Genomic DNA, 22,600 nt, shown 5'->3' on the forward strand with positions numbered 1-22,600 from the left:
GTGTCACCTCATGCACCGGCCGCGGCACCCGCCTCGCGCGCCGTCCGTCCGCCTCAGGTGCTGGCCTTGGCCTGGGCCTTCGCGTGGGTCGTCGCGTCGGGGCGGCAGGTGCTCGGGCGCGGAGCCTTCGCCGTCAGCAGGTAGTCGTCCACCTTGCGGTCGAGGCAGGAGGAGCCCCTGCGGTAGCCGGTGTGGCCGTCGGCGTCGTTGGTCAGCAGCACGCCCTGCTCCAGCTGTTTGGCCAGCGCCTGCGCCTCCTTGTACGGCGTCGCCGGGTCACGCGTCGTGCCCACCACGACGATCGGCGGCGCCCCCTTGGCCTGCACCTTCGCCGGCGACCGCGAGCCCTTGACCGGCCAGAACGGGCACGGGCTCTCCGGATGGTCGACGCAGTTGATGGCCATCAGGGCCTCGAAGCTGTTGTCGTAGCGGCCGTTGGGCCGCCGCCCGTTGCTCTCGTCGGCGAGCTGCAGCAACTTCGTGCCGTCACCCTTGTACGCCTGTGCCAGCGCCTGCCGCAGCCGCGGCCAGGTCGCCGTCTGGTACATCGAGTACTCCACCGCGCTGCGCACGACGGCCTCGCTGACCTGGCGGGCGTCGTACTCGTTGCGCAGCGGCGACTGGTCGGCGCGGTCGTAGAGCCGGTCGAGCTTCTTCACCGCCGCCTTCACCGAGTGCCCCTTGAACGGGCAGTCCTTGGCCTTGAAGCAGTCGCGCAGGAACGACTCCGTGGCCACCTCGAACCCGCGGTCCTGGTCCTCGATGAAGTCCTCGGTGTCCTGCGACGGGTCCTCGGCGCCGTCGAGCACCATCGCCCGCACCCGCGTCGGGTACATGTCGGCGTACAGCGAGCCGAGGTAGGTGCCGTACGAGAAACCGAGGTACGTCAGACGCTCGTCACCGAGAGCGGCGCGCATGACGTCCATGTCGCGGGCGACCTCGACCGTGCCCACATGGGCGAGCAGTTTCTTTCCCGACCGCTTGGCGCACGATTTTGCAAATGCTTTGTCCCACTTTTCCTGACGCTTTACCTCGGAGGCGGTGTCAGGAGTGGGATCGAGGGTGAAGTAAGAATCGAGGTCGAGGGATTTCATGCAGTGGATGGGTGCCGAACCGCCGACGCCGCGGGGGTCGAAGCTGACGACGTCGAAATGCTCCCTGATCGCGGGGGAGACGATGTCCTTGCTCTGCAGCAGCGTGTCGACGCCGGACGCGCCGGGGCCGCCGAAGTTGAGCACGATCGACCCGATCTTGCGTCCCGTCGCAGGCAGGCGGGCCATGCTGAGGCCGATCCTGTCGCCTTCCGGGTGCTTGTAGTCGAGCGGGACCGACAACTTCCCGCATTCATAGCCGTCGCCGCAGCGAGACCAGGCAAGGCGCTGTCCGTAGAATTCGCCAAGCCGTTCAGGCGCGGCGGCTCGGGCGTGGCCGGCGACACCGGTGAGGGTCAGCAGGCCGGCCAGGGCGGGCGTAATGAAACGGAATAGTCGTCGCATGTCTCAGGGGATGTAGGCAACGGATTTCCCGTTATTTATAGACGTTGCCCCAGATCGAGAGCAAGTGGGCAAAACACTCGAATTCCCGATCCGGAAAAAGATCTACTAACCGCCCGGGACCTCAAAAGCCCATTCCCCACGCCGGAATCCGCCCGCACACGGGCTTTCCCGCCCGCGCGATCGCGCCGCCGCGTGGACGCCGCGGGGACGTCCGTTCGGACGGCACGGAGATGGCTCGGTGACGGCTCAGCCGCCCCCGGAGACGCGGCGCTGCACCTCGTCGGCGAGGCTGTCGAGCGACCGGTCGAGCAGCCCGCGCACCTCGTCCGCCCGCGACCCGGACTCAGGCTCGTCGAGCAGGCTGATGTGCACCGTCACCTCACTGGTGCCGGCCGCGGAGTCGGACACCTGCAGCCAGCCCGAATAGCCGGGGTGGTCGCGCCCGCCCCACTCCACCCTCAGCTGCTCCTGGGAGACGCGGAACAACCCCTCGTGCTTGCCGGAACCGGGCACCAGGGAGCCGTCGGCCTCGAGCGTGCCGGGCCCCGCGTCGTGGACCGACAGCCCCTGCGGCAGCCACCGGTCCATGAGCCGCACATCGGACGCCACCCCGAACACCACCATGCTCTCCGCCGGCATCCCCCGCGTCGCCTCGAACTCCGCCATACCGTTACCCCCGGACCCCTGGCTTCCAATGCCAGCGCCGTACCCCCGTGATGTACGGGCAAACAGCGACCCCCGCGACGGTGTGTCCCGCTACGGTTGCGTCGGGTAATCGAGCGGCGAGGGGAGCGGGTGATGGCGGGCGCGCCACAGGTGCCGCCGGAGTTGTTCCGGTTCACCACGACGGAGCGGGCTGACCTGCACACGGCGGTCCTCTTCGCGTTCGGCGAGGCCGACGAGCGGCTGGAGACGGCGCTCACCGCCGACGAGGTGCGGGAGCGGCTGCGCTCGACCGGCTGCTACGCGCCGGTCGGCGAGCAGGACCTCGCCGGCACGCTCAAGCAGCTCGCCGGGTGGGGGCTGCTGGACGTGGTCTTCGACCACGCGGGCGGCTTCGCCACGGCGGAGGAGTACGAGCGCAGGAACCTCCAATACTCGCTCACCGGCCGCGGCGCGGCGGCCCTCGCCGGGATCCGGCACGCCATGGCCGCGCTCGACTCGGCGGGCGCACTGCAGACGGCGGTGCTGGACGCCATCGCCGCCCGCCTGGCCGAGCTGGACGAACTGCTGCGCGACCCCGACCCCGGCCGCAACCGCCGCGTCTTCGCCTGTTTGATGGAGCTGGAAGCTCACTTCGACGCCCTCCGCACCAACACCCGCCGCTTCAACGCCGGCCTGCAGCGCCTGCTACGCGCCGAGGGCACAGACCTGGCCACGTTCCACGAGGTGAAGACCGCCACGGTCGCCTACCTCCAGCAGTTCGTCACAGACCTGGAACAACGCACCGACACCATCACCACCCTCCTCCACCCCCTCACCGGAGGGGCCGACCACTCCGACCAGGGCGGCCGGCCCGGGGAGGTGGGTCCTGTTGGGGGCCGTGGGCGGGGTGATCTGGCTGCGTATGGCGGGCAGGGTGGGCGAGGTGGCTTGGCTGGGCACACCGGGCGGAGTGCCGCGGTGCTGCACGCGCGGGCCCTCGATGGGGCGGATCTGCCGAGGGTGCCGGGGGCGGATCACGCGACGCCGTGGCTGGCGGCGCGGGCGGCGCAGTGGGAGGGGCTGCTGGCGTGGTTCGCGCCTGAGGACGGGAGCGTGCCGCGGGTGCGGCGGCTGCACGACGTGGCGCGGCGGGCCATCGTCGTGCTGCTGCAGGTGCTCGACCGCATCACCGACGCCCGCCGCCGCTCGTCCAGCGCCGCCGCCGATTTCCGTACGCTGGCCCGCTGGTTCGCCGCCGCGCCCGGCGAGGACGACGCGCACCGGCTGTGGGACGCCGCGTTCGGGCTCGGCTCGGCCCGCCACGCCCACCTCGGCCACGCCGACGCCGAGCTGATCCCGGCCGGGGTGCCGTGGGCGGAGGCCGAGCCGGTCGAGGTGTCGGCGCTGCTGCGCTCGCGCGGACGTACCGAACGGATGGGCCGCACCGGCAGGGTCCGCGACGTCGCCGAGCTGCGCGCCGGACGGCGGGCCATGGCCGAGCGCGAGCGCGCCGAGCTGGAGGCCGCCTGGGCGGCGCTGGCCACGACGGGCCCGATCCGGCTGTCGCAGCTCGGCGAGCTCGACCACGACACCTTCGGCCGCCTGCTCGACCTGGTCGGCAGGGCGCTGGCCGAGCGCCCCGACCCGACCGGGTTCCGCCGGGCCGTCACCTCCGACGGCCGCGTGGAGATCGTCCTGCGAGCCCCCGACGACGCACCCACCGAACGGGAGGTGGCGGTGCTACGGACGTCCGAGGGCTGGTTCCGCAGTCCCGACTACCTCATCGACGTCCGCGCACCCGGCACCCTGCGCGAACGGGTGGTGGGCGCGTGAGCACCCTTGCCAACCAGCTCGTACGCGCCGAGAAGGAGGAGCTTGCCCGGGCCATCAGGACCCTGCTCGGACGTCCCCTGGTCTCCGCGCACGACGACCCGGCCGCCTTCGACCTGGTCAGGAAGCGGCGCGGGCCGTTGATCCAGTGGTTCGACTACTTCTGCGGCTGGCGGCTGGTCGTGGAGCCGCGTCAGGGGTACGCCCGGCTGGTCAAGGTCAGGTCGGAGCCCGGCGCCACCCGTCCGGCCAGGCGCCGCCGCACCACCAGGGCCCCGTTCGACCGCCGCCGCTACACGCTGCTCTGCCTGTGCGCGGCCGAGCTGCTCACCTCGCCCGTCACCACGATCGGCATGCTGGCCGGGCGGGTGGCGCAGGCGGCGGCGGTGGAGCCGGGCGTGCCCGCGTTCGAGCCGGTGCGGGGTGAGGAGCGCGCGGCGTTCGTGGACGCGGTCAAGCTGCTGGAGCACTACGGCGCGCTCGCCGCGATGGACGGCGTCACCGACGCCTACCTCGACGACGAGGACGCCAAGGTGCTCTACCGGGTGGACACGACCCGCGTCATCCGCCTCCTCGCCGCCCCGGTCCCCCCGTCCCGGGTGGCGGACACCTGGCGGGGCGGGACGGAAGAAGAGGCGCCCGAGGTGGGCTCGGGGCTGCGCGGGGTGGCTGGGGGCGGCTGGGAGCGGGGTGGCGCGGTGGTGGGGGAGCGGGGTGGGCCGCCGGATGCGCTGGTCGTCGAGGCGCGGTACGGCGCCGGCGAGCCCAGCGAGACCCAGCGCGCGCTGCACGCCCGCCACACCCTCATCCGCCGCCTGCTCGACGACCCCGTCGTCTACCGCGACGAGCTGACCCCCGCCCAGGCCGCCTACGCCGCCTCGCTGACCGGCCGCAGGCTGCTGCGCCGCGCGGCGGAGGAGGCCGGGTTCGTGCTGGAGGAGCGGGCCGAGGGGTTCCTGCTGGTCGATCCCGACGGGATCGCCACCGACAGCAGGTTCCCCGACGACGGCGGGCACGCCAAGGTGGCCGCCCTGCTCATGCTCGACCTGCTCGTCACCTCGGGCCCCGTCAGCGCGGCCCGGCTCGACGAGGAGGCCGCCGAGCTGCTGCGCCGCTTCCCGCAGTGGGCCAAGGCGTACCAGTCGGACGGCGGCGGGCCGCGGCTGGCCGCCGACGCGCTTGAGGTGCTCATCCGGTTCGGGCTCGCCCGCCGTACGGGTGACCGGGTCGCGGCCCTGCCCGCCGCGGCCCGCTACCGGGTCGATCGCGCGGCCGTACAGGAGGAATGTTGACCGTTACCGAGCTCGCCCCGCAGCGCGCCGCGCAGGGGATGGACGCCCGCTGGGTTCCGGTACGCGCCGGGATACTCAACGTCTGGCGCTACTACGACGAGGTGTTCGAGTTCCATCGGGGGCGGCTGCTGCTGCGCGGGCCCAACGGCAGCGGCAAGTCGAAGGTGCTGGAGCTGCTGCTGCCGTACCTGCTGGACGCCAGCCTGAAGCCGAGCAGGCTGTCCACGTTCGGCGGCGGCGAGCGCACCATGCACTGGAACCTCATGGGCGACGGCGCCGGCGGGGCCACCCGGGTGGGGTACGTGTGGCTGGAGTTCCGGCACGCCGACGGCCGCTGGTTCACCTGCGGGGCGCGGCTGCAGGCCACCGTCCACACCAAGAACGTCACCGCCGCCTACTTCACCACCGACGCCCGCGTGGACGCCCCCGACGGCATCAGGCTCGTCGGCGAGGGCGGCCAGCCGCTGACCAAGGCGCAGCTCATCGACGAGCTGGGCCCGTCGGGCACCGTGCACGAGAGCGCCGAGTCGTACCGCGACGTCGTGCGCAGGACCCTTTATCGCGAGCTGAACGAGCAGCGCTACGACTCGCTGCTCACCGCACTGCGCCAGCTCCGCACCCCCAAGCTGTCCGAACGCCTCGACCCGGGGCTGCTGTCCGACCTGCTGTCCAGCGCCCTGCCGCCGCTCGGCGAGGGCGAGATCCACGAGATCGCCGAGGGGTTCGAGCGGCTCGACCGGCAGCGCGAGGAGCTGCGGCGGCTCGACCGCGACGTGGAGGAGGCCGACCGGCTGGCCGAGCGGCAGCGCGGCTACGCCCAGCGTGTGCTGCGGGCCGCCGCCGCTGCCGTCACGTCGGCGTGGGAGCGGGTGGAGTCACTGGCCGCCGAGGTCATGGACCGGCGCGAGGCGCTCAAGGAGGCCGAACGCGAGCTCGCGGCCACGACCGTGCGGCTGGGGGAGGAGGAGGCCCAGGAGCTGGCCCTGGCCGCCCGGATCGACGGCCTCAAGGAGAGCGAGGCGTACCGGGAGGCCGGCGACCTCCACCGCCTCCGCAGCGAGGCCCAGGCAGCCCACGAGACGGCGGCCCGCCTCCGCGACCAGGCCGGCCAGGCGGCCGGGGAAGTCTCGGCCAGACAGGCCCACGCCGACCGCGCCGCCGCCGCGGCCCGCACAGCCGCCGCTTTGGCCGACCGCGCCCGCACGGAGGCCCACCACGCCGCCACCCGCGCCGGCCTCCTGTCCGTCCACGAGGAAGCAGCCGGCCGCGTCGGCGTCGGGTCCGTTCACGAGGAAGCAGCCGGCCGCGTCGGTGTCGGGTCCGTTCACGAGGAGGCGGCCGGCACCGGCGGGGGTCGCACGGGACTGCCGTCCGGCCACGCCGGCGGTCGCGCCGGGTTCCCCTCCGCCGCGGAAGCGGCGGACGGCGCCGCCGGTCGTGCGGGACTCCCTTCCGGCAATGCCGACCATCCCTCCGGCCTCGCCACCGACGGTGGCGGACGACTGTCCGCTTCTGAAGGGGCGGGACGCGTCGTCCCCGTCTCCGTCCATGAGCTGGGGGAGGCGGAGGCGCTTGTGCGGCGGGGGAGGGAGCTGCTGCGGGCGGCCGTCAGTAGCAGGGCCGGGCAGATCAGGGAGGTCAGGGCGGGGGCGATCGCCCACGAGGAGGCTGTGGGGCGGCGGAGCACGGCCGAGCGGGATCGTGACGAGGCGCGTGACGATCTGGCCGCTGCTCAGGAGAGTCGTGAACGGGCTGAGCGGGTGCGGGACGAGCGGGCTCGTGACCTGGCCGCCGCGCTGGGCGACTGGGCCGGCGGGTGTGCGCAGCTTCAGCTTGATCCTGCCACGCTGGCCGGCCTGGCCGAGGACTTCGAGCGGGCCGACGACCTCGTCAGCACGGCGCGGACGATGGCCGCCGTCGAGCTGGCGGCTCGGGAGCAGCAGCTGACCGGCCTGCGTGACCGGCTGGCCGGCGAGCGGGCCGAGCTGGCTCAGGAGCGGGAGCGGCTCAGCGATCAGACGGCGATCGAGCCGCCCGCCTCGCCCACCCGCACCGCCGCCGGGCGGCTGGCCCGGCCTGGGCTGCCGTTGTGGCGAGCGGTGGCGTTCAGGTCAGGGCTCGACCCGGTCGCGCAGGCGGGGGTGGAGGCGGCGCTGGAGGCGTCCGGGCTGCTCGGCCTGTGGCTGCGTCCGGACGGCGGGTTCGACGCGGGCGAGCACGACGCGTTCGCGGTCGCCGCCCTGGCCCGCCCGGCCCCCGGCTACAGCCTGGCCCACGTGCTGCTCACCGAGGCGGACTCGCCGGTCCCGGCGGACGCCGTGCTGGGCGGCATCGCGTTCGCGCCCACCGCGATCGGCGTCGACCACCCGGTCGTGATCGGCGCCGACGGCACCTGGCGGCTCGGCCCCGCGGCGGGCCGCTGGGTCAAGCCGGAGCCCGCCTACATCGGCGCGACCGCCAGGGAGCGGGCCAGGCGGCGCCGCGTCGCCGAGCTGGACGACCGGCTGGGCGAGCTGGCCGGGCGGATCGCCGAGTGCGACCACCTGCTCGCCGTGGTGGACGCCGACCGCGACACGCTGGCCGCCGAGCTGCGGCGCAGGCCCGACAGGCGGCCGTACGCGGAGTCCGTCCAGGCGCTCGACGACGCGGAACGCAAGGTGGCGCTGCTGGAGGACCGGCTGCGCGCGTACGAGGAGCGGCTGCACGAGCGCGAGCAGGACGTGGCGCGGTCGCTGCGCCGCCTGACCGAGCTGGCCGACCGGCACGCGCTGCCCGCGGCGCCGTCCGCGCTGGACAACCTGGAGCAGGCGCTGCGCACCGCCGAGACGACCGGCGCCGTCTGGCACGACCGCCGCGCCGACGCCCGCGCCGCCGCCGAGCACGCCAGGCTGGCCGCCGAGACCGCCGCCCAGTACGAGCGGCTCGCCCTCGACGCCGTCGAACGCGCCGAGCGGGCCGCGTCCGCCGCGGTCGTGCTGGCCGAGCGGCTGGCCGCGATCGAGGGTACGGCCGGCGCCGAGCAGCACGAGGTGCTCGCCATGCTCCAGGAGTCCCAGGCCGCCTACCAGGACTGCCGCCGCGCCATCAAGCAGATCAACGACGGCCTGGCCAGGCTCAACGCCCGTCTGGGCCGCCTCAGGGGCGAGCTGTCCACCGCCGAGGACCGGCACGCCGAGGCCGCGCAGGCGCGCGACGAGGCCTCGGACCGCTTCCGCCGCCTGGCCTCCGGCCATCTGCCGGCCGACGCGGGCGTGACACTGGAGCCGACCTCGGAGGCCGGGCCGGTGCTGGATGCGGCGACGGTGGTGGCGGAGCGGCTGGGGGCTGTGCCGTATGAGGGCAAGCAGGTCAGGGAGGCTGAGGCGCGGTTGCGGGATGCCGTGCATCGTGCCAGGGAGGCGCTGGGCGGGCGGGCGGAGCTGGAGCTGACGCCCGACGACGACGTGCAGGTGCTGACCGCGACCGTCAACGGGGTGCGGGCCGGGGCGGCGGCGCTGGGCAGAGTCCTGCACCAGGAGCGGGACGCGCGGCGGCGGGACATCACCGAGGCCGAGCGGGACCTGTTCGACCGCACGCTGGCCGGCGACACGCGCCGGCATCTCGCCGACCGCATCAGGCAGGCGACGGCGCTGGTGGAGGCGATGAACCAGCGGCTCGAACGGGTCCGCACCGCCTCCAAGGTGGCGGTGCGGCTGGTGTGGCAGGTCGATCCCACGCAGTCGCCCGGCACCCGTGCCGCCCGCGACCTGCTGCTGCGTGACCCGGCCGGGCTGAGCGAGGCCGACAAGGAGGCCCTGTACGTCTTCTTCAGGGACCGCGTCGAGGAGGCCAGGGCCGACGACTCGTCGGCGAGCTGGGAGGACCAGCTCATGAAGGTCCTCGACTACACCGCCTGGCACCGCTTCGTGGTCAAGCTGGACAGGGGCGACGGCCAGGGCTGGCAGGACCTGACGCGCAAGCTGCACGGCGCCCTGTCGGGCGGGGAGAAGGCGATCGCGCTGCACCTGCCGCTGTTCGCCGCCGTGGCCGCGCACTACCTGACCGATCCGGGCTGCCCGCGCTTCATCCTGCTGGACGAGGTGTTCGTGGGGGTGGACAGGGCGAACCGCGGCCAGGTGTTCGACCTGCTGGTGAACCTGGGCCTGGATCTGGTGCTGACGTCCGACCACGAGTGGTGTGAGTACCGCGAGCTGGACGGCATCGCCATCCACCAGCTCATCACGGGGGACGGCGACGACGCGGTGACGACGGCCAGGTTCGTGTGGAACGGCTACCGGACGATCCCAGCCGAGTGACCCAGCCGAGTGACCGAGCCGAGTGACCGAGCCGAGTGAGCGAGCCGAGTAAGCGCGTACGTCCCGGATGAGCGCTGGATGTCCGGAAGCGCGGCCTCCGCGCGACCGGTTGGTGTCTAAATCGTTTTAGAAATTTTATGCCCGGATCCAAGTCGCGTACCGGCAGTATTGACACGTAACTCCCCGCCGTTTTACGTTCTGGACACATTAAAACGTTTCGCCTGAACGGCGCCGGAGGGCGTATGAGTGAATCTCCTCCCATCCTGTCGCTCCGCGATGTCAGCAAGTCCTTCGGCGCGGTCCGTGCCCTGTCAGGCGTGCGGCTCGACCTGTACGCCGGCGAGGCGCACGGCCTGGTGGGGGAGAACGGGGCGGGAAAGTCGACGCTGGTGAAGGTCCTCGCGGGCGCCCACCCGGCCGACGCCGGCACGCTGACCGTGGACGGGAAGGAGCTGGCGCTCTCGGGCCCCGCCGACGCCCAGGCCGCCGGAATAGCCGTGATTTATCAGGAACCGACCCTCTTTCCGGATTTGTCGGTTTCCGAGAACATCTTCATGAGCCGCCAGCCATTACGCGGCCTGCGCCGCATCGACGCCAAGGCCATGCGCGCGGCCACGTCCGAGCTGTTCGCCAGGCTCGGCGTCGGGCTCGACCCCGACCGGCCCGCCCGCGGCCTGTCCATCGCCGACCAGCAGCTCGTCGAGATCGCCAAGGCGCTCGCGTTCGACGCCCGCGTCCTCGTCATGGACGAGCCCACCGCGGCGCTCTCCGGCGTCGAGGTCGAGCGGCTGTTCTCGGTCGTCGGGTCGCTGCGCGAGGCGGGCGCGGCGGTGCTGTTCATCTCCCACCGCTTCGACGAGATCTTCACCCTCTGCAAGCGGATCACGGTGCTGCGCGACGGCCGCTGGGTCTCCACCGACCCGGCCACCGGCCTCACCGTCGAGGAGCTGGTCCGCAGGATGGTCGGCCGCGAGGTGTCCGCGCTCTATCCGAAGACGGCGGCGGACGTGGGCCACCCCCGCCTCGAGGTACGCGGCCTGACCAGGCACGGCGTCTTCGAGGACGTCTCGTTCACCGTGCGCGGCGGCGAGATCGTGGCGCTGGCCGGGCTCGTCGGGGCCGGGCGCAGCGAGGTCGCGCGAGCCGTGTTCGGCGTGGACAGGCCCGACGCCGGCGAGGTGACCGTCGAGGGCAGGACGCTGCCGCCCGGCGACACCGCCGCCGCCATCGCCGCGGGGCTGGCCCTCGTCCCCGAGGACCGCCGCCAGCAGGGCCTGGTCATGGAGCTGTCGGTGGCACGCAACGCCACCCTCACCAGGCGCTGGTCGCTGAGCAGGCTCGGGCTGCTGTTCGGCGGCGCCGAGCGGGCCGCGGCCCGCACCTGGAGCGAGCGCCTCCAGGTCAAGACCGCCCGCCTCACCGACCCCGTCTCCACCCTGTCGGGCGGCAACCAGCAGAAGGTGGTGCTGGCCAAGTGGCTGTCCACCGAGCCGCGCGTGCTCATCGTGGACGAGCCCACCCGCGGCATCGACGTCGGCACCAAGGCCGAGGTGCACCGGCTGCTGTCGGAGCTGGCCGGGCAGGGCGTCGCGGTGCTGATGATCTCCAGTGAGCTGCCCGAGGTGCTGGGCATGGCCGACCGCGTGCTCGTCATGCACGAGGGCAGGCTGGTGGCCGACATCCCCCGTACGCGGGCCGACGAGGAGTCGGTGATGCTGGCCGCGACAGGACAGGCGACAGGACGGGCGGCAGGACGGGCGACAGGACAGGGCGGCACCGCATGACCGCCGTCACCGGGGGAACCCGGCTCGTGCACCGGGTGTTCGTGATCAGAGAGCTGGGCATCGCCGCCGCGCTGGTGCTGCTCGTGGCCGTAACCGTGCTGGTCAACCCGCGCTTCCTGACCGCGCAGGGCATCAAGGACCTGCTGCTCGGCTCGACCATCCTCGCCGTGCTCGCCGTCGGACAGAGCATCGTCGTCATCACCCGCAACGTGGACCTGTCGGTCGGGTCGGTGCTGGGGCTGTCGGCGTTCGCGACGGGCAGCCTGTTCGTGGCGAACCCCGGCCTGCCGATCCCGGTGGCGCTGGCGGCCGGTGTGCTGCTCGGCGCCGTCTGCGGGGCCGTGAACGGCGCGCTCATCGCCGCCGCCCGCGTCCCCGCGCTCGTGGTGACGCTCGGCACCCTGTACGTCTTCCGCGGCGTCGACTACACCTGGGCCACCGGCCGCCAGATCAACGCCGCCGACATGCCGCCCGGCTTCCTCCGGATGGGCAGCGCGACCCTGCTGGGGGTGCCGGTGCTGGCGCTGTTCGCGGTGGTGGTGCTGGTGGCCGCCGGCTACTACCTGCGGACGTACCGCAGCGGCAGGGAGCTGTACGCCATCGGCTCCAGCCCGCCCGCCGCCCGCCTCGCGGGCATCCCGGTGGGCCGGCGGGTGTTCACCGCGTTCGTCGTCTCCGGCGCGCTCGCGGGCCTGGCCGGCGTCCTGTACGCGGCCCGCTTCGGCACCCTCGACGCCAACGCGGGCAACGGCTTCGAGCTGAACGTGGTGGCCGCCGTCGTGGTCGGCGGCGTGGCCATCTTCGGGGGCAGCGGCTCGGTCTACGGCGCCGCGCTCGGCGCGGTGCTGCTCACCACGATCAGCAGCGCGCTGCCGGTGCTGGGGGTGAGCCCGTTCTGGCAGCGGGCCGCCGTCGGCGCGCTCATCCTGGCCGCGATCGGCCTGGACCGCGCGCTGGCCGTCCGCATGGCCAGGACGTTGCGAGGAAGGAGCGGCCGTGGCTGAGGCGGTACGAGACGGCGCGGGCAGCAAGGCGGGGAGCGGCGCGATGAGGCGGGTGCGGGCGGTGGCCGGGTCCTGGGACGCCGTGCTCGTCGTGGCCCTGATCCTGGTCGTCGCGATCGGCGCGCTCAGCATCGAAGGCGTGGCCAGCCCGCGCTTCTGGCGGTTCGTCACGCTGGAGGTCATCCCGATCGCGCTCATCGCGCTTCCCATGACCCTGGTGATCATCACCGGCGAGATCGACCTGTCGGTGGCCAGCATCCTCGGCCTGACCTGCACCGTCATGGGCCAGCTCTGGCTGTGGGGCGTCACCTCGCTGCCCGTGGTGATCGTGCTCTGCCTGCTGCTCGGGGCGCTGCTCGGCGCGGTCAACGGGCTGTTCGTGACCGGTTTCGGGCTGCCGTCGCTGGCGGTGACGATCGGCACGCTCGCGTTGTACCGGGGCCTGGGGTACGTCGTGCTCGGCGACCAGGCGGTGGCCGACTACCCGCCCGAGTGGACGACGGGCGCGATCGCCGCCATCCCCGGGCTGACCATCCCGTGGATGATCATCATGGTCGCCGCCCTGGCGATCGTCTTCGCGCTCGTGCTGCACGCCACCCCGATCGGCCGCGGCCTGTACGCCATCGGCAACAACGCCGAGGCCGCCCGCTTCACCGGCATCGGCGTGGCCCGCACGAAGTTCTGGCTGTTCGTCGCCACCGGCGCCATGTCGTCGCTGGCCGGCGTCTTCTGGACGCTGCGCTTCGCCAGCGCCCGCGCCGACAACGGCATGGGCCTCGAACTCGCCGTGGTGGCCGCGGTGCTGCTCGGCGGCGTGTCCATCTTCGGCGGGCGCGGCGGGCTGCTCGGCGTCATCGCCGCCGTCATCCTGCTCGGCACGCTGCGCAACGCGCTGCAGCTCGCGTACGTGCCGGCCAACACCCTGACCATCATCACCGGATCCCTGCTCATCGTCTCCGTAGTGGGACCCAACGTCGCTGGCATGGTGCGCGAGCGGTTGCGCCGGCGACGATCCGTCACCCCCTGACCGCGATCGCGGGCCGCGAAAGGAACTCCATCATGGCAGCGAGAACTCGAGGAGGCAGGGCCGTCGCCCTGGCGGTGCTCACCGCGTTCAGCCTCGCCGTCACCGGCTGTGCGAGCCAAGAAGAGCCGGCGGGCCGGCCGGCTCCCGGCGCGTCCTCCGCCGGCGCGGGGACGATCAAGGAGGGACTGAAGGTCGCCTTCCTCCCGAAGCAGGTGAACAACCCGTACTTCGACGCCTCCGACAACAAGGGCGGCAAGGTCGCGGTCGAGGAGTTCAAGGGCGTCTACAGCCAGACGGGCCCCTCGGAGGCCAGCCCGTCGGCGCAGGTCAGCTACATCAACACGCTGTCGCAGCAGGGAACCGACGTGATCGTGGTGTCCGCCAACGACAAGGACGCCATCTGCGGCGCCCTCCAGGAGGCCCGCACCGCCGGGGCGAAGGTGGTGACGTACGACTCCGACACCAACCCGTCCTGCCGGGACGCCTTCATCAACCAGGCGAGCGCGGAGGGCATCGCCGCCTCGCAGATCAAGCTCATCGGCGAGGCGGTCGGCGAGGAGGGCGGCGAGATCGCGATCCTGTCGGCGACCGCGAACGCCACCAACCAGAACGCCTGGATCGAGATGATGAAGACCGAGCTGGCCAAGCCCGAGTACGCCAAGCTCAAGCTGGTCGACACCGTCTACGGCGACGACGACGACCAGAAGTCGTTCCAGGAGACGCAGGGCCTGCTGGCCAAGCACCCGAACCTGAAGGGCATCATCTCGCCGACCACGGTCGGCGTCGCGGCGGCGGCCCGCTACCTGTCCGGCTCGGAGTACAAGGGCAAGGTGCAGCTGACCGGGCTGGGCACGCCCAACCAGATGCGCGCGTACGTCAAGGACGGCACCGTCACCTCGTTCGCCCTGTGGAACCCGTCCGACCTCGGCTACCTGGCCGCCTACACCGGCGGCGCGCTGGCCTCCGGGCTGATCACCGGCAAGGAGGGCGAGACGTTCAAGGCGGGCAAGCTCGGTGACTACACCGTCGGCAAGGACGGCACGGTGCTGCTGGGCGACCCGTTCGTCTTCACCAAGGACAACATCGACGACTTCGACTTCTGAGCCGGGTCAGAGCTGGTCGGACCAGGGTGGGTCGGCGCCGGGAACCGTGCAGGTCAGCGCCGCCACCCGGGTCCCGAACGCGGCCGCCGCGACGGCGGTGCCGAGGTCGAGCGCGTCCAGCCGCCCGCCGAGCAGCCCCTGCGCCTCCAGGTGGTGCAGCAGCCCGGCGGTGAACGCGTCGCCGGCCCCGACCGTGTCGGCCACCTCGACGCGGGTCGCGGGAACGGTGGCGCGCTCGCCGTCCAGCGACACCAGCGCGCCCTCGGCGCCGAGCGTGACCACGATCAGCCGGGCGCCCGCCTCGTGCCACCGGTCGCAGGCCGCCTCCGCCGGGGTGCCCGGCAGCAGCACCGCGAGGTCGTCGTCGCTGAGCCGCAGCACGTCGGCGTACGCGCACCACCGCTCCACCCGGTAGTCCTCAGGCGCGGCCAGGCTGCGGCGCACGTTGGGGTCGATGGAGACCGTGACCTGCTCATGGGCGGCCCGCGCGAACTCCTCGACGGCCGCCGCGCCGGGCTGCTTGACCAGCGCGAGGGAGCCGGTGTGCAGGCAGGACGCTGCTCCGAGCCGCTCCAGGCCCAGCTCGTGGGGCGTCCACTGCCAGTCGGCGGTGCCCTGGGCGTAGAAGGTGTACGCGGCCCGCCCGCCCGCGTCCAGCGCGGCCACCGCCAGCGTGCTCGGCTCACCGGCCGCGATCGCCGCCGACAGGTCCACGCCCGAGGCGGCCAGCCGGGTACGGAACACCTGCCCGAAGACGTCGCCCGACAGCCGCCCGAGGAACCTGGCCCGCGTGCCGAGCCGCGCGAGCGCCACCGCCGTGTTCGCCGGCCCGCCTCCAGGGAACACCCGCAACCCCATGCCCGTCCCGCCCGCGGACGGTGCGGAGTCGGTGAAGGCGTCGGCGACGCACTCGCCGAGCACAGCGATCATCAGGCCCGCCTCTCTCCCCCGGGGGACGCTGCCGTTTCCGCACGGCCGGGAGAGTGGACGCGCCCCGGGACGGAGTTCATCATCGCAGCCCGGCCGTCATGATGAGCGCCGGGTGGCCACGCCGCCGCGATCGCGTCCCCTGAGCACGCGAACGGGGGGCCGCCCCTTCCGGGACGGCCCCCCTCATGCGGTCGATCGTCAGCGCTTGACCGCGAAGTGGCCGGTCAGGGGACCGAGCGTGACGGTGTAGGTGCCCGCCTCGGAGCGGCGCAGGTCGAAGGTGACCCGGGCGTCCTCGCCGGGCTTCAGCGAAACCTCCCGCCGCTGCTCCTCGGCCCCGTTCACCCGGACCACCGCCTGGTACGAGCCGGCCTGCTCGCCCACGTTCTTCACCAGCGCCCGCACCTTCACGCGCCCTGACCTGGACGACTCGGGCGTCACCGACAGGTCGCTCAGCGCGAACAGCGCCTCGGGCCCGGCCACCAGGTCGTGCACGAAGACGTCCGAGCGCTTGTTGGTGTCGCCTTCGACCAGGTTGGCCGAGGTGCTCTCGAAGGCCACGTACCGGCCGTCCGCGCTGATCGACGGCAGCGCGGCCCGGCCGTCGCCACCCGTCCCGCCGGGCGCGCCGGACAGCAGCGTGGTGGTGCCGGCCGTCACGTCCCGCAGGAAGACGTCGCTGAGGTTGTTGTCGTCGCCCTCGGCGAGCCGGCCCGAGTCGCTGTAGAAGGCGACCTTGGTGCCGTCGGCCGACAGCGAGGGGGCGAAGGTCAGGCCGCCGGCGCCGGCGCCGTCCAGGGTGACCGACACCAGCCGGGCCTTGCCGGTGGCCAGGTCGTGCACGTAGATCTCGCCGAGGCCGACGCCGTTGGAGTACGCCACGGCGGTGCCGTTCTGGCTGATCACCGGCCCGGCGGTCTCGGTGGCCGGGTCGGGCCCGGTCACGCGGGTGAGCGTCTTGGCCTGCCGGTCCAGCACGAAGGTGTCGATCACGCCGTTGTCGTCGCCGGGCACCAGGTCGGCCGCGTCGCTCTGGAAGGCCACGTACCGGCCGTCGGCGCTGATCGTGGCCTCGCGGGCGTTGCCGTTGACCTCGGTCCCGTCCTGCGTCACCGAGATCCGCTCGGTGGTGCCGCTCTGCCGGTCGCGCAGGAACACGTCGTTGCGCCCGTTGGTGTCGCCGGGGACGAGGTTCGAGGCCATGCTGTCGAAGATCGCGTACCGGCCGTCCGCGCTGAACCTCGGCGCGCCCGACAGGTCGTTGCCCGGCTCGCCCTTCGAGGACACCGAGATCATCTCGGTCGTCCCGGTCTGCCGGTCGTGCAGGAACGCGTCGGTCTGGCCGTTGGCGTCGCCGGGGACGAGGTTGCTGGAGAAGCTGCTGAACCCGACGTACCGGCCGTCGTGGCTGACCGTCGGCGACAGCGAGAACGAGTCGCCGAGCCCGCCGCCGGTCGGCACCGAGACCCGCTCGGTCACCCGGGTACGCCGGTCGGTGGCGAAGATGTCCAGCTCGCCGTTCGTGTCGGCGTCGTCGGTGAGGTTGGAGGCGAAGGTGGCGTACACCACCACGTTCCCGTCACCGCTCAGCTCCGGCCACCACGCCTCGTGGTTGCCCTGGCGGCCGTCCGTGCCGAGCGACAGCCGCTCGGTGGGGGAGCGGCGGGGCAGCGTGAGGTCCGACTCCGCCCGATGCTTTCCGACGGTGACCTCCAGGTCGGGCGACCTGGACACGCCGGGGGCGTGCGCGGCGATCCGGTACGCGCCGACCGGCACGTCCTTGATCGTGTAGCGGCCCTTCGCGTCGGTCACGGCGGTCAGCTCGTCGGGCACGCCGAGCACCTCGACCGTGGCGCCGGGCACGGTCGTGCCGGTCGGTTCGTACGACACCCGGCCCGAGATCGTGCTCCACTTCGTCCGCTCCAGCTGCACCCGCTCGTCGGAGAGCCGGTCGGCGCGGACCGTGACGGTCTTCTTCGCGTCCTCGTAGCCGAACCTGGACAGCGTCAGCTCGTGCCGCCCGGCGGGCAGCCGCAGCTCGAAGCGGCCGTCCGCGTCCGTCTCCGTGCTGCGCCCGCCGACGCTCATCCGCACGCCGGCCAGCGGCTTGCGGGAGCGCCGGTCGGTGACGGTGCCGCGCACGCCGCTGGTGAGGGCCGCCTCGGCGACCGCCGCGTAGGCGTCGATGCGGCCCTGGCCGTAGCGGGGGTTCGGCAGCGGGCCGTAGCGGTCGTCGGAGACCGACGTGCCGGCCAGGATCTCCTCGGCCGCGTCCACGGTCAGGTCGGGACGGGCCTCCAGCATGAGGGCGACCGTGCCCGACACGTGCGGGGTGGCCATCGAGGTGCCGTTCAGCGCGGCGTACCCGCCGCCCGGCATCGCCGACACCACGTCCACGCCGGGCGCGGAGATGTCCGGCACCACGTACGAGTCGGGCCACTCGGGCGGGGCGTGGAACCAGTCGGTCGACCTGACCACGCCGCCGCAGGAGAAGTCGGGCACGTCGTCGTTGACGTCGGTCGCGCCCACGGCCACCGACTCGTACACGTTGCCCGGGCTGCCGGACTGGCCCTCCGCGCAGTCGTTGCCGATCGCGAAGGACGGGAACGCGCCCGCGCGGTAGATGTTCCTGGCCGGCTCGACCAGCTCGTCGGCGTAGCCCTCGGCGCCCAGCGACATGCTGACCACGTCGGCAGGCTCGCCCGCCGGGGTGCCGTCCGCCGCGTACGGCGCCAGCGCCCACTGCATGCCCGCGACCACCTGCGCGAGCGTGCCCTGGCCGCCCGGGATGACCAGCCCGGCCATCAGCTCGGCCCCTGGCGCGACGCCGATCTTCGTGCCGGACGCGTCGCCGCCCGCGATCGTGCCCGCCACGTGGGTGCCGTGGAAGGAGCTGTCGTGCGGCTCGCTCGGCACGGGCTTGCCGTCCGGGCCGAACTCGATCCAGCCGCCCGCGTGGTCCTCGCCCGTCCCGGCCAGCTTGCCCTGCAGGTCGGGGTGGGTGATGTCGACGCCGGTGTCGAGCACGGCCACCCGGACGCCCTTGCCGGTCAGCCCGCGCTCCTGCTGGACGCGGTCGGCGCCGATCTTGGTGAGGCCCCACGTGGCGGGCTCGGCCGCTCTCTGGGGGCTGGTCTTGGACGCGGGCGCGCGGTCGGGCTCGGGGGCGGTGAGGGTGAAGTTCGGGATGATCCGGTCGACCAGCTCCAGCTCGGCCAGGGCGGCCAGGGTGGCGGGCGTGACGCGTACCAGGATCATGTTCTTCAGCCAGAACGTGTTGACCACCTGGTCGCCGCGCGAGCGCACGAACGCGGCCACCGGGTCCTGCACCGGCTCCGCGCTCGCCTTCAGTGCGGCGCGGGCCTGCACGGGGGTGTCGGTCGCGGGCGGCTGCCGCAGGGTGCGCAGCACGACGAGCGCCTCGATGCGCTCACCGGCGGTCCGCATCCGCTCGGTCAGCTTGGGGTCGATCTTCTGGTCCGGCTGCTGGTCCGGGGTGCCGGACGGGGCGGTCTGCGCCTCGGCCGGGCTCGCGGGGACGAGCGTCCCGTACGTCGCGGTCGTCAGCAGAACCGCTGGTAAGACGGCGGCGAGCAGACGACGACCGGGCGAGCGGCGAGGGGACAGCGGCATGATGCTCCTTCTTTCCTGTGGCCACTGGGGCCGATGGTGCTCAAGAACGCTGACATCTTCCGCCTTTTCCTGACAAGCTTGGTTAGTGACGAGTTTCCGCCATGTGTCGTCATTCAGACAGGAGGAGCGGGGTTGCTGGAGGCGATCGGGCTCAGCCCTCAGGACGAAGAGGTGTACGACGCGCTCGTCCGCCGCACGCAGGCCACGGTCGCCGAGATCGTCGCCGACTGCCACCTGCCGGCCACCGCCGCCCGCCGCATCCTGCAGTCGCTGCTCGACCTCGGCCTCGCCACCCGCTCCACCGGCCGGCCCACCCGCTACGTCGCCGTCTCGCCGGACAGCAGCCTCGAGGCCATCCTGCGCGAGCGGGAACGGGAGCTGGACGGCGTACGCGCCCACATCCGCGCCCTCATGGACGTCTACCGCGCCGGCACCCGCTTCGCCCACCCCGGCGAGCTGATCGAGGTCGTCTCAGGGCGGGACGAGGTCAACCACCGGTGGGTGCAGATGCAGCAGGACACGCGGGCCCAGATGCGCGGCTTCGACCGCCCGCCGTACGCGGCCCCCGCCCAGCACCGCGAGCCCAACCCCGTCGAGCTGGACCTGCTGCGGCGCGGCGTGCGCTACCGCGTCATCTACGAGAGCAGCGTGCTGGAGATGCCCGGCTGGCTGGAGGACGTCACGGTCGGCGTGCAGCACGGCGAGCAGGCCAGGATCCATCCCGGCCTGCCGATGAAGCTCGGCATCTCCGACGACCGGCTCGCCATCATCCCGCTCATGCGGGCCGGGGACGACGTGCTCTCCGCGTCCTACCTGATCCACCCGTCGCCACTGCTCGACGCGCTGATCGCGCTGTTCGAGGCGCTGTGGGAGCGCAGCGTCCCCGTGCGGCTCAACGGCGAGCTCGCCTTCGAGCAGGAGCTGTCGCCGGACGAGGAACGGCTGCTCACCCTGCTCGCCGCCGGCGCCACGGACCGCTCGGCGGCGCGGGCCCTGGGCTGGAGCGAACGCACGGTCCAGCGCCACCTCACCAGGCTGATGCGCCGCCTCGGCGCCCAGACCCGCTTCCAGGTGGCCATGGAGGCCACCCGCCGCGGCTGGATCTGACCCACCCGGGGCCTCGCGCCTCCGCGCCCGGGCCCCCGCGCCGCGTGGTCCGGCCTGGGCCCCTGAGCCTCAGGTCATGGCCGCGCCGGGTGGGTTACGAGCACTGGTAAGCCGTGGGGAGGCCGGTGTCGCCGGCCGGGCGGGTGGCCTGGAAGCCGAACGTGGTGCGCTGGCCCGCCGCCAGGGTGCCGTTGTGGGTGGTGTTCCTCGCCGTGGCGGTCTGGCCGGAGACGGTCAGGGCCGCGTTCCATGAGCCGGTCACCGTGTGGCCGGGCGGCAGGGAGAAGGTCACGGTCCAGGCGGTCAGGGGTGCCGTGCCGTCGTTGGTGACGGTCACCGGCTGGATGACGTAGCCGGTGCTCCACTGGGTCTGCGTGGTGGCCGTGGCCGTGCAGGCGCCGGAGGGGCCGCCGCCCTCGTCCGTCGCCTGCGGGACGCGGATGATGCGGTCGTCCTGGGCCACCGGGGTGCCGCGGCCGTCGCGGTTGCTGGTCGACACCCAGAGGTGACCGTCCGGGCCCGCCGCCACCGCGCGCAGCCGGCCGTAGGAGCGGAGCTGCGCCACCGGGGTGCCCGGCGTGCCGTCGGTCAGCGGGATCGCCCAGAGCCGCTGGCCGCGCAGCGCCGCCGCGTACAGGGCGCCGTCGGCGTACGCCAGGCCGCTGGGCGACGACTCGGCGGTGGACCACGTGACGATCGGGTCGCGGTAGGAGCCGTTGCCGCAGGTGCCCTCGCACACCGGCCAGCCGTAGTTGCCGCCCGCGACGATCCGGTTGATCTCGTCCCAGGTGTTCTGGCCGAACTCGGAGGCGTACATCCGGCCCGCCTCGTCCCACGCCAGGCCCTGCACGTTGCGGTGGCCGTAGCTCCACACCCGCGAGCCGGGGAACGGGTTGCCCGACGGCGCCCCGCCCTCCGGCGTCATGCGCAGGATCTTGCCGGCCGGGCTGTTCAGGTTTTGGGCGTTGGAGGTGGTGCCGGCGTCGCCGGTGGCGACGTACAGCATGCCGTCGGGGCCGAACGCGATGCGGCCGCCGTCGTGGATCGTCGCGCTCGGCACCCCCGAGAAGAGCACCTCCTGCGTCTGCGGGGCCGTCAGCCGCAGCCTGACCAGGCGGTTGTCGCCGGCGGTGCTGGTGAAGTAGGCATAGACCCAGCCGTCCTGCGCGTACGACGGCGAGACCGCGATGCCCAGCAGGCCGCTCTCACCCGACGCGCGCACCCCGCTGATCGTCGCCACCGGCGACGGCGCCTGCCCAGGGCGTACCTGCATGATGCGGCCCGTGTTGCGCTCGGACACCAGCGCGCCGCCGTCGGGCAGGAACCCGATCGCCCACGGCACCTGCAGCCCCGTGACCGACACCTCCGCCCGCGAGAAGTCGAACCCCGCCTGCGCACCTGAGGCGGCCGGCGCGCCGAGGCCGAGGGCGAGCAGGGCGAGAACCAGGACCGGGATGAGGCGGGCACGCATGACGGGCTCCTTGACCGGATGTCCGGGTGGGTCTGTCAGCACTCGTCAGCACTGTAGGCGGCCCAGAGCCCGATCACCATCACCACACCCGCCCCCGCCCGGCGAACTGCGACGACCCCCGAAGAGCGGTGAAACTTTCACCACCCGCCAGGAACCGTCAGGGGCGGAGGCCGGCGAACAGGTCGTCTTCGTGGGCCGGAGCGTCGACCTTGGACAGGACGCGTTCGAACGCCTCGTGGGAGAACGCCTGCTGCTGGGCCTCCTCCGGCATGCGCAGGAAGAAGATGTTCTCCCCCTGGCTCTCGTGCGCCCGCAGCGCCTTCAGCTTGCGCTCGGCGTAGGCGGTGACGTCGACGACGGTGGTCACCTTCTCGTCGGGGGTGCCGAAGTCGTCGGACGGCAGCTCGTCGCCGAAGTCGACGCCGTTGGCGCGCATCAGCTCGAACATGCGCTTGATCGCCGCCCGGGGGATGGCCGTGTGGTAGAGCTTGTCGGGAATGCCGGTGCGCTCGACGGCGGCCACCGTGATGTCGTGGGCCCGCACGTGGTCGGGATGGCCGTAGCCACCGCCGCCCGTCTCGTCGTAGGTCACCACGACCTGCGGCCGGTAGCGCTCCATCAGCTCGGCCAGCCGCCCGGCGGACTCCTCCAGCGGCACGTTGGCGAACGCCTCGGGATGGGCGTTGGCCTCCCACCCCTCCATGCCGGAGTCGCGGTAACCCAGCAGCTCAAGGTGCTCGACGCCGAGGTGGGCGACCGACTCGCGCAGCTCGCCGAGCCGCTGCACGGCCACCGCCGCGTCGTCGTGGCCGGGGTCGCCCGGCTTGACGCCGCCCGCGCCGTCGCCCTGCTCGCCGTTGGTGCAGGTGACGAGGACCGTGCGGATGCCCTCTTCCGAGTAGCGGGCGAGGATGCCGCCGGTGCTGAGACACTCGTCGTCGGGGTGGGCGTGCACGACCATCAGGGTGAGTTGGCGTTCCATG

14 protein-coding genes are annotated in these 22,600 nt (G+C 73.0%); 8 read left to right on the forward strand and 6 right to left on the reverse strand.

The window, feature by feature from the left end; genetic code table 11:
• Positions 1-53 precede the first annotated feature (53 nt).
• Together AB0K28_RS30855 and AB0K28_RS30860 are read right to left on the reverse strand one after the other, a co-directional pair.
• Positions 54-1,334, reverse strand: coding sequence for an alpha/beta hydrolase (locus AB0K28_RS30855; protein WP_364376996.1), 1,281 nt, complete (start codon positions 1,332-1,334; stop codon positions 54-56).
• 408 nt (positions 1,335-1,742) lie between these two features.
• Positions 1,743-2,162, reverse strand: a complete 420-nt coding sequence (locus AB0K28_RS30860) for an SRPBCC family protein (protein WP_364376998.1) — start codon at positions 2,160-2,162, stop codon at positions 1,743-1,745.
• 132 nt (positions 2,163-2,294) lie between these two features.
• On the opposite strand from AB0K28_RS30860, the gene AB0K28_RS30865 reads away from it, so the two are divergent.
• The 7 genes from AB0K28_RS30865 to rhaS all read left to right on the forward strand — a co-directional run bounded on the left by AB0K28_RS30865 (position 2,295) and on the right by rhaS (position 14,476).
• Positions 2,295-3,974 (forward strand): TIGR02677 family protein, encoded by a 1,680-nt coding sequence (locus tag AB0K28_RS30865; RefSeq protein ID WP_364377000.1) that lies wholly within the window; start codon positions 2,295-2,297, stop codon positions 3,972-3,974.
• On the forward strand, positions 3,971-5,263 hold the full coding sequence (locus tag AB0K28_RS30870) for a TIGR02678 family protein (protein WP_364377002.1): 1,293 nt from the start codon (positions 3,971-3,973) through the stop codon (positions 5,261-5,263). Before AB0K28_RS30865 ends, AB0K28_RS30870 begins: the two co-directional genes overlap by 4 nt.
• Positions 5,257-9,558, forward strand: a complete 4,302-nt coding sequence (locus AB0K28_RS30875; protein WP_364377004.1) for a TIGR02680 family protein — start codon at positions 5,257-5,259, stop codon at positions 9,556-9,558. The genes AB0K28_RS30870 and AB0K28_RS30875 overlap by 7 nt, the downstream gene beginning before the upstream one ends.
• 242 nt (positions 9,559-9,800) lie before the next feature.
• On the forward strand, positions 9,801-11,342 hold the full coding sequence (locus tag AB0K28_RS30880; RefSeq protein WP_364377006.1) for a sugar ABC transporter ATP-binding protein: 1,542 nt from the start codon (positions 9,801-9,803) through the stop codon (positions 11,340-11,342).
• Entirely contained in the window at positions 11,339-12,346 is a 1,008-nt protein-coding gene (locus AB0K28_RS30885) for an ABC transporter permease (protein ID WP_364377008.1), read from the forward strand. The genes AB0K28_RS30880 and AB0K28_RS30885 overlap by 4 nt, the downstream gene beginning before the upstream one ends.
• Complete coding sequence (locus AB0K28_RS30890) at positions 12,339-13,373, forward strand: ABC transporter permease (RefSeq protein WP_364377010.1); 1,035 nt, start codon at positions 12,339-12,341, stop codon at positions 13,371-13,373. The genes AB0K28_RS30885 and AB0K28_RS30890 overlap by 8 nt, the downstream gene beginning before the upstream one ends.
• Before the next feature lie 32 nt (positions 13,374-13,405).
• On the forward strand, positions 13,406-14,476 hold the full coding sequence (gene rhaS, locus AB0K28_RS30895; protein ID WP_364377012.1) for a rhamnose ABC transporter substrate-binding protein: 1,071 nt from the start codon (positions 13,406-13,408) through the stop codon (positions 14,474-14,476).
• A 6-nt stretch (positions 14,477-14,482) separates the two neighbouring features.
• On the opposite strand, the gene AB0K28_RS30900 is transcribed toward rhaS, so the two are convergent.
• Positions 14,483-15,406: a carbohydrate kinase gene (locus AB0K28_RS30900; RefSeq protein WP_345402767.1), complete on the reverse strand. Its 924-nt coding sequence runs from the start codon at positions 15,404-15,406 to the stop codon at positions 14,483-14,485.
• A gap of 198 nt (positions 15,407-15,604) precedes the next feature.
• Entirely contained in the window at positions 15,605-19,039 is a 3,435-nt protein-coding gene (locus AB0K28_RS30905; RefSeq protein ID WP_364377014.1) for a S8 family serine peptidase, read from the reverse strand.
• Between the two features lie 132 nt (positions 19,040-19,171).
• Between AB0K28_RS30905 and AB0K28_RS30910 the strand changes: the two genes are divergently transcribed.
• Complete coding sequence (locus AB0K28_RS30910; RefSeq protein WP_364377016.1) at positions 19,172-20,146, forward strand: helix-turn-helix domain-containing protein; 975 nt, start codon at positions 19,172-19,174, stop codon at positions 20,144-20,146.
• 94 nt (positions 20,147-20,240) lie between these two features.
• On the opposite strand, the gene AB0K28_RS30915 is transcribed toward AB0K28_RS30910, so the two are convergent.
• Positions 20,241-21,617: a PQQ-dependent sugar dehydrogenase gene (locus tag AB0K28_RS30915; RefSeq protein ID WP_364377018.1), complete on the reverse strand. Its 1,377-nt coding sequence runs from the start codon at positions 21,615-21,617 to the stop codon at positions 20,241-20,243.
• A 157-nt stretch (positions 21,618-21,774) separates the two neighbouring features.
• Positions 21,775-22,599, reverse strand: coding sequence for a PIG-L family deacetylase (locus AB0K28_RS30920; RefSeq protein ID WP_364377020.1), 825 nt, complete (start codon positions 22,597-22,599; stop codon positions 21,775-21,777).
• Position 22,600: the final 1 nt, after the last annotated feature.

The organism is Nonomuraea sp. NPDC049504 (assembly GCF_040676845.1).
In the GTDB taxonomy this organism is placed as follows: Bacteria; Actinomycetota; Actinomycetes; order Streptosporangiales; family Streptosporangiaceae; genus Nonomuraea; species Nonomuraea salmonea.

Coding starts and splice junctions, on each gene's coding strand:
- AB0K28_RS30905 (WP_364377014.1), bottom strand. CDS start 19,039: ATGCCGCTGTCCCCTCGCCGCTCGCCCGGTCGTCGTCTGCTCGCCGCC.
- AB0K28_RS30915 (WP_364377018.1), bottom strand. CDS start 21,617: ATGCGTGCCCGCCTCATCCCGGTCCTGGTTCTCGCCCTGCTCGCCCTC.
- AB0K28_RS30865 (WP_364377000.1), top strand. CDS start 2,295: ATGGCGGGCGCGCCACAGGTGCCGCCGGAGTTGTTCCGGTTCACCACG.
- AB0K28_RS30900 (WP_345402767.1), bottom strand. CDS start 15,406: ATGATCGCTGTGCTCGGCGAGTGCGTCGCCGACGCCTTCACCGACTCC.
- AB0K28_RS30875 (WP_364377004.1), top strand. CDS start 5,257: ATGTTGACCGTTACCGAGCTCGCCCCGCAGCGCGCCGCGCAGGGGATG.
- AB0K28_RS30860 (WP_364376998.1), bottom strand. CDS start 2,162: ATGGCGGAGTTCGAGGCGACGCGGGGGATGCCGGCGGAGAGCATGGTG.
- rhaS (WP_364377012.1), top strand. CDS start 13,406: ATGGCAGCGAGAACTCGAGGAGGCAGGGCCGTCGCCCTGGCGGTGCTC.
- AB0K28_RS30885 (WP_364377008.1), top strand. CDS start 11,339: ATGACCGCCGTCACCGGGGGAACCCGGCTCGTGCACCGGGTGTTCGTG.
- AB0K28_RS30920 (WP_364377020.1), bottom strand. CDS start 22,599: ATGGAACGCCAACTCACCCTGATGGTCGTGCACGCCCACCCCGACGAC.
- AB0K28_RS30880 (WP_364377006.1), top strand. CDS start 9,801: ATGAGTGAATCTCCTCCCATCCTGTCGCTCCGCGATGTCAGCAAGTCC.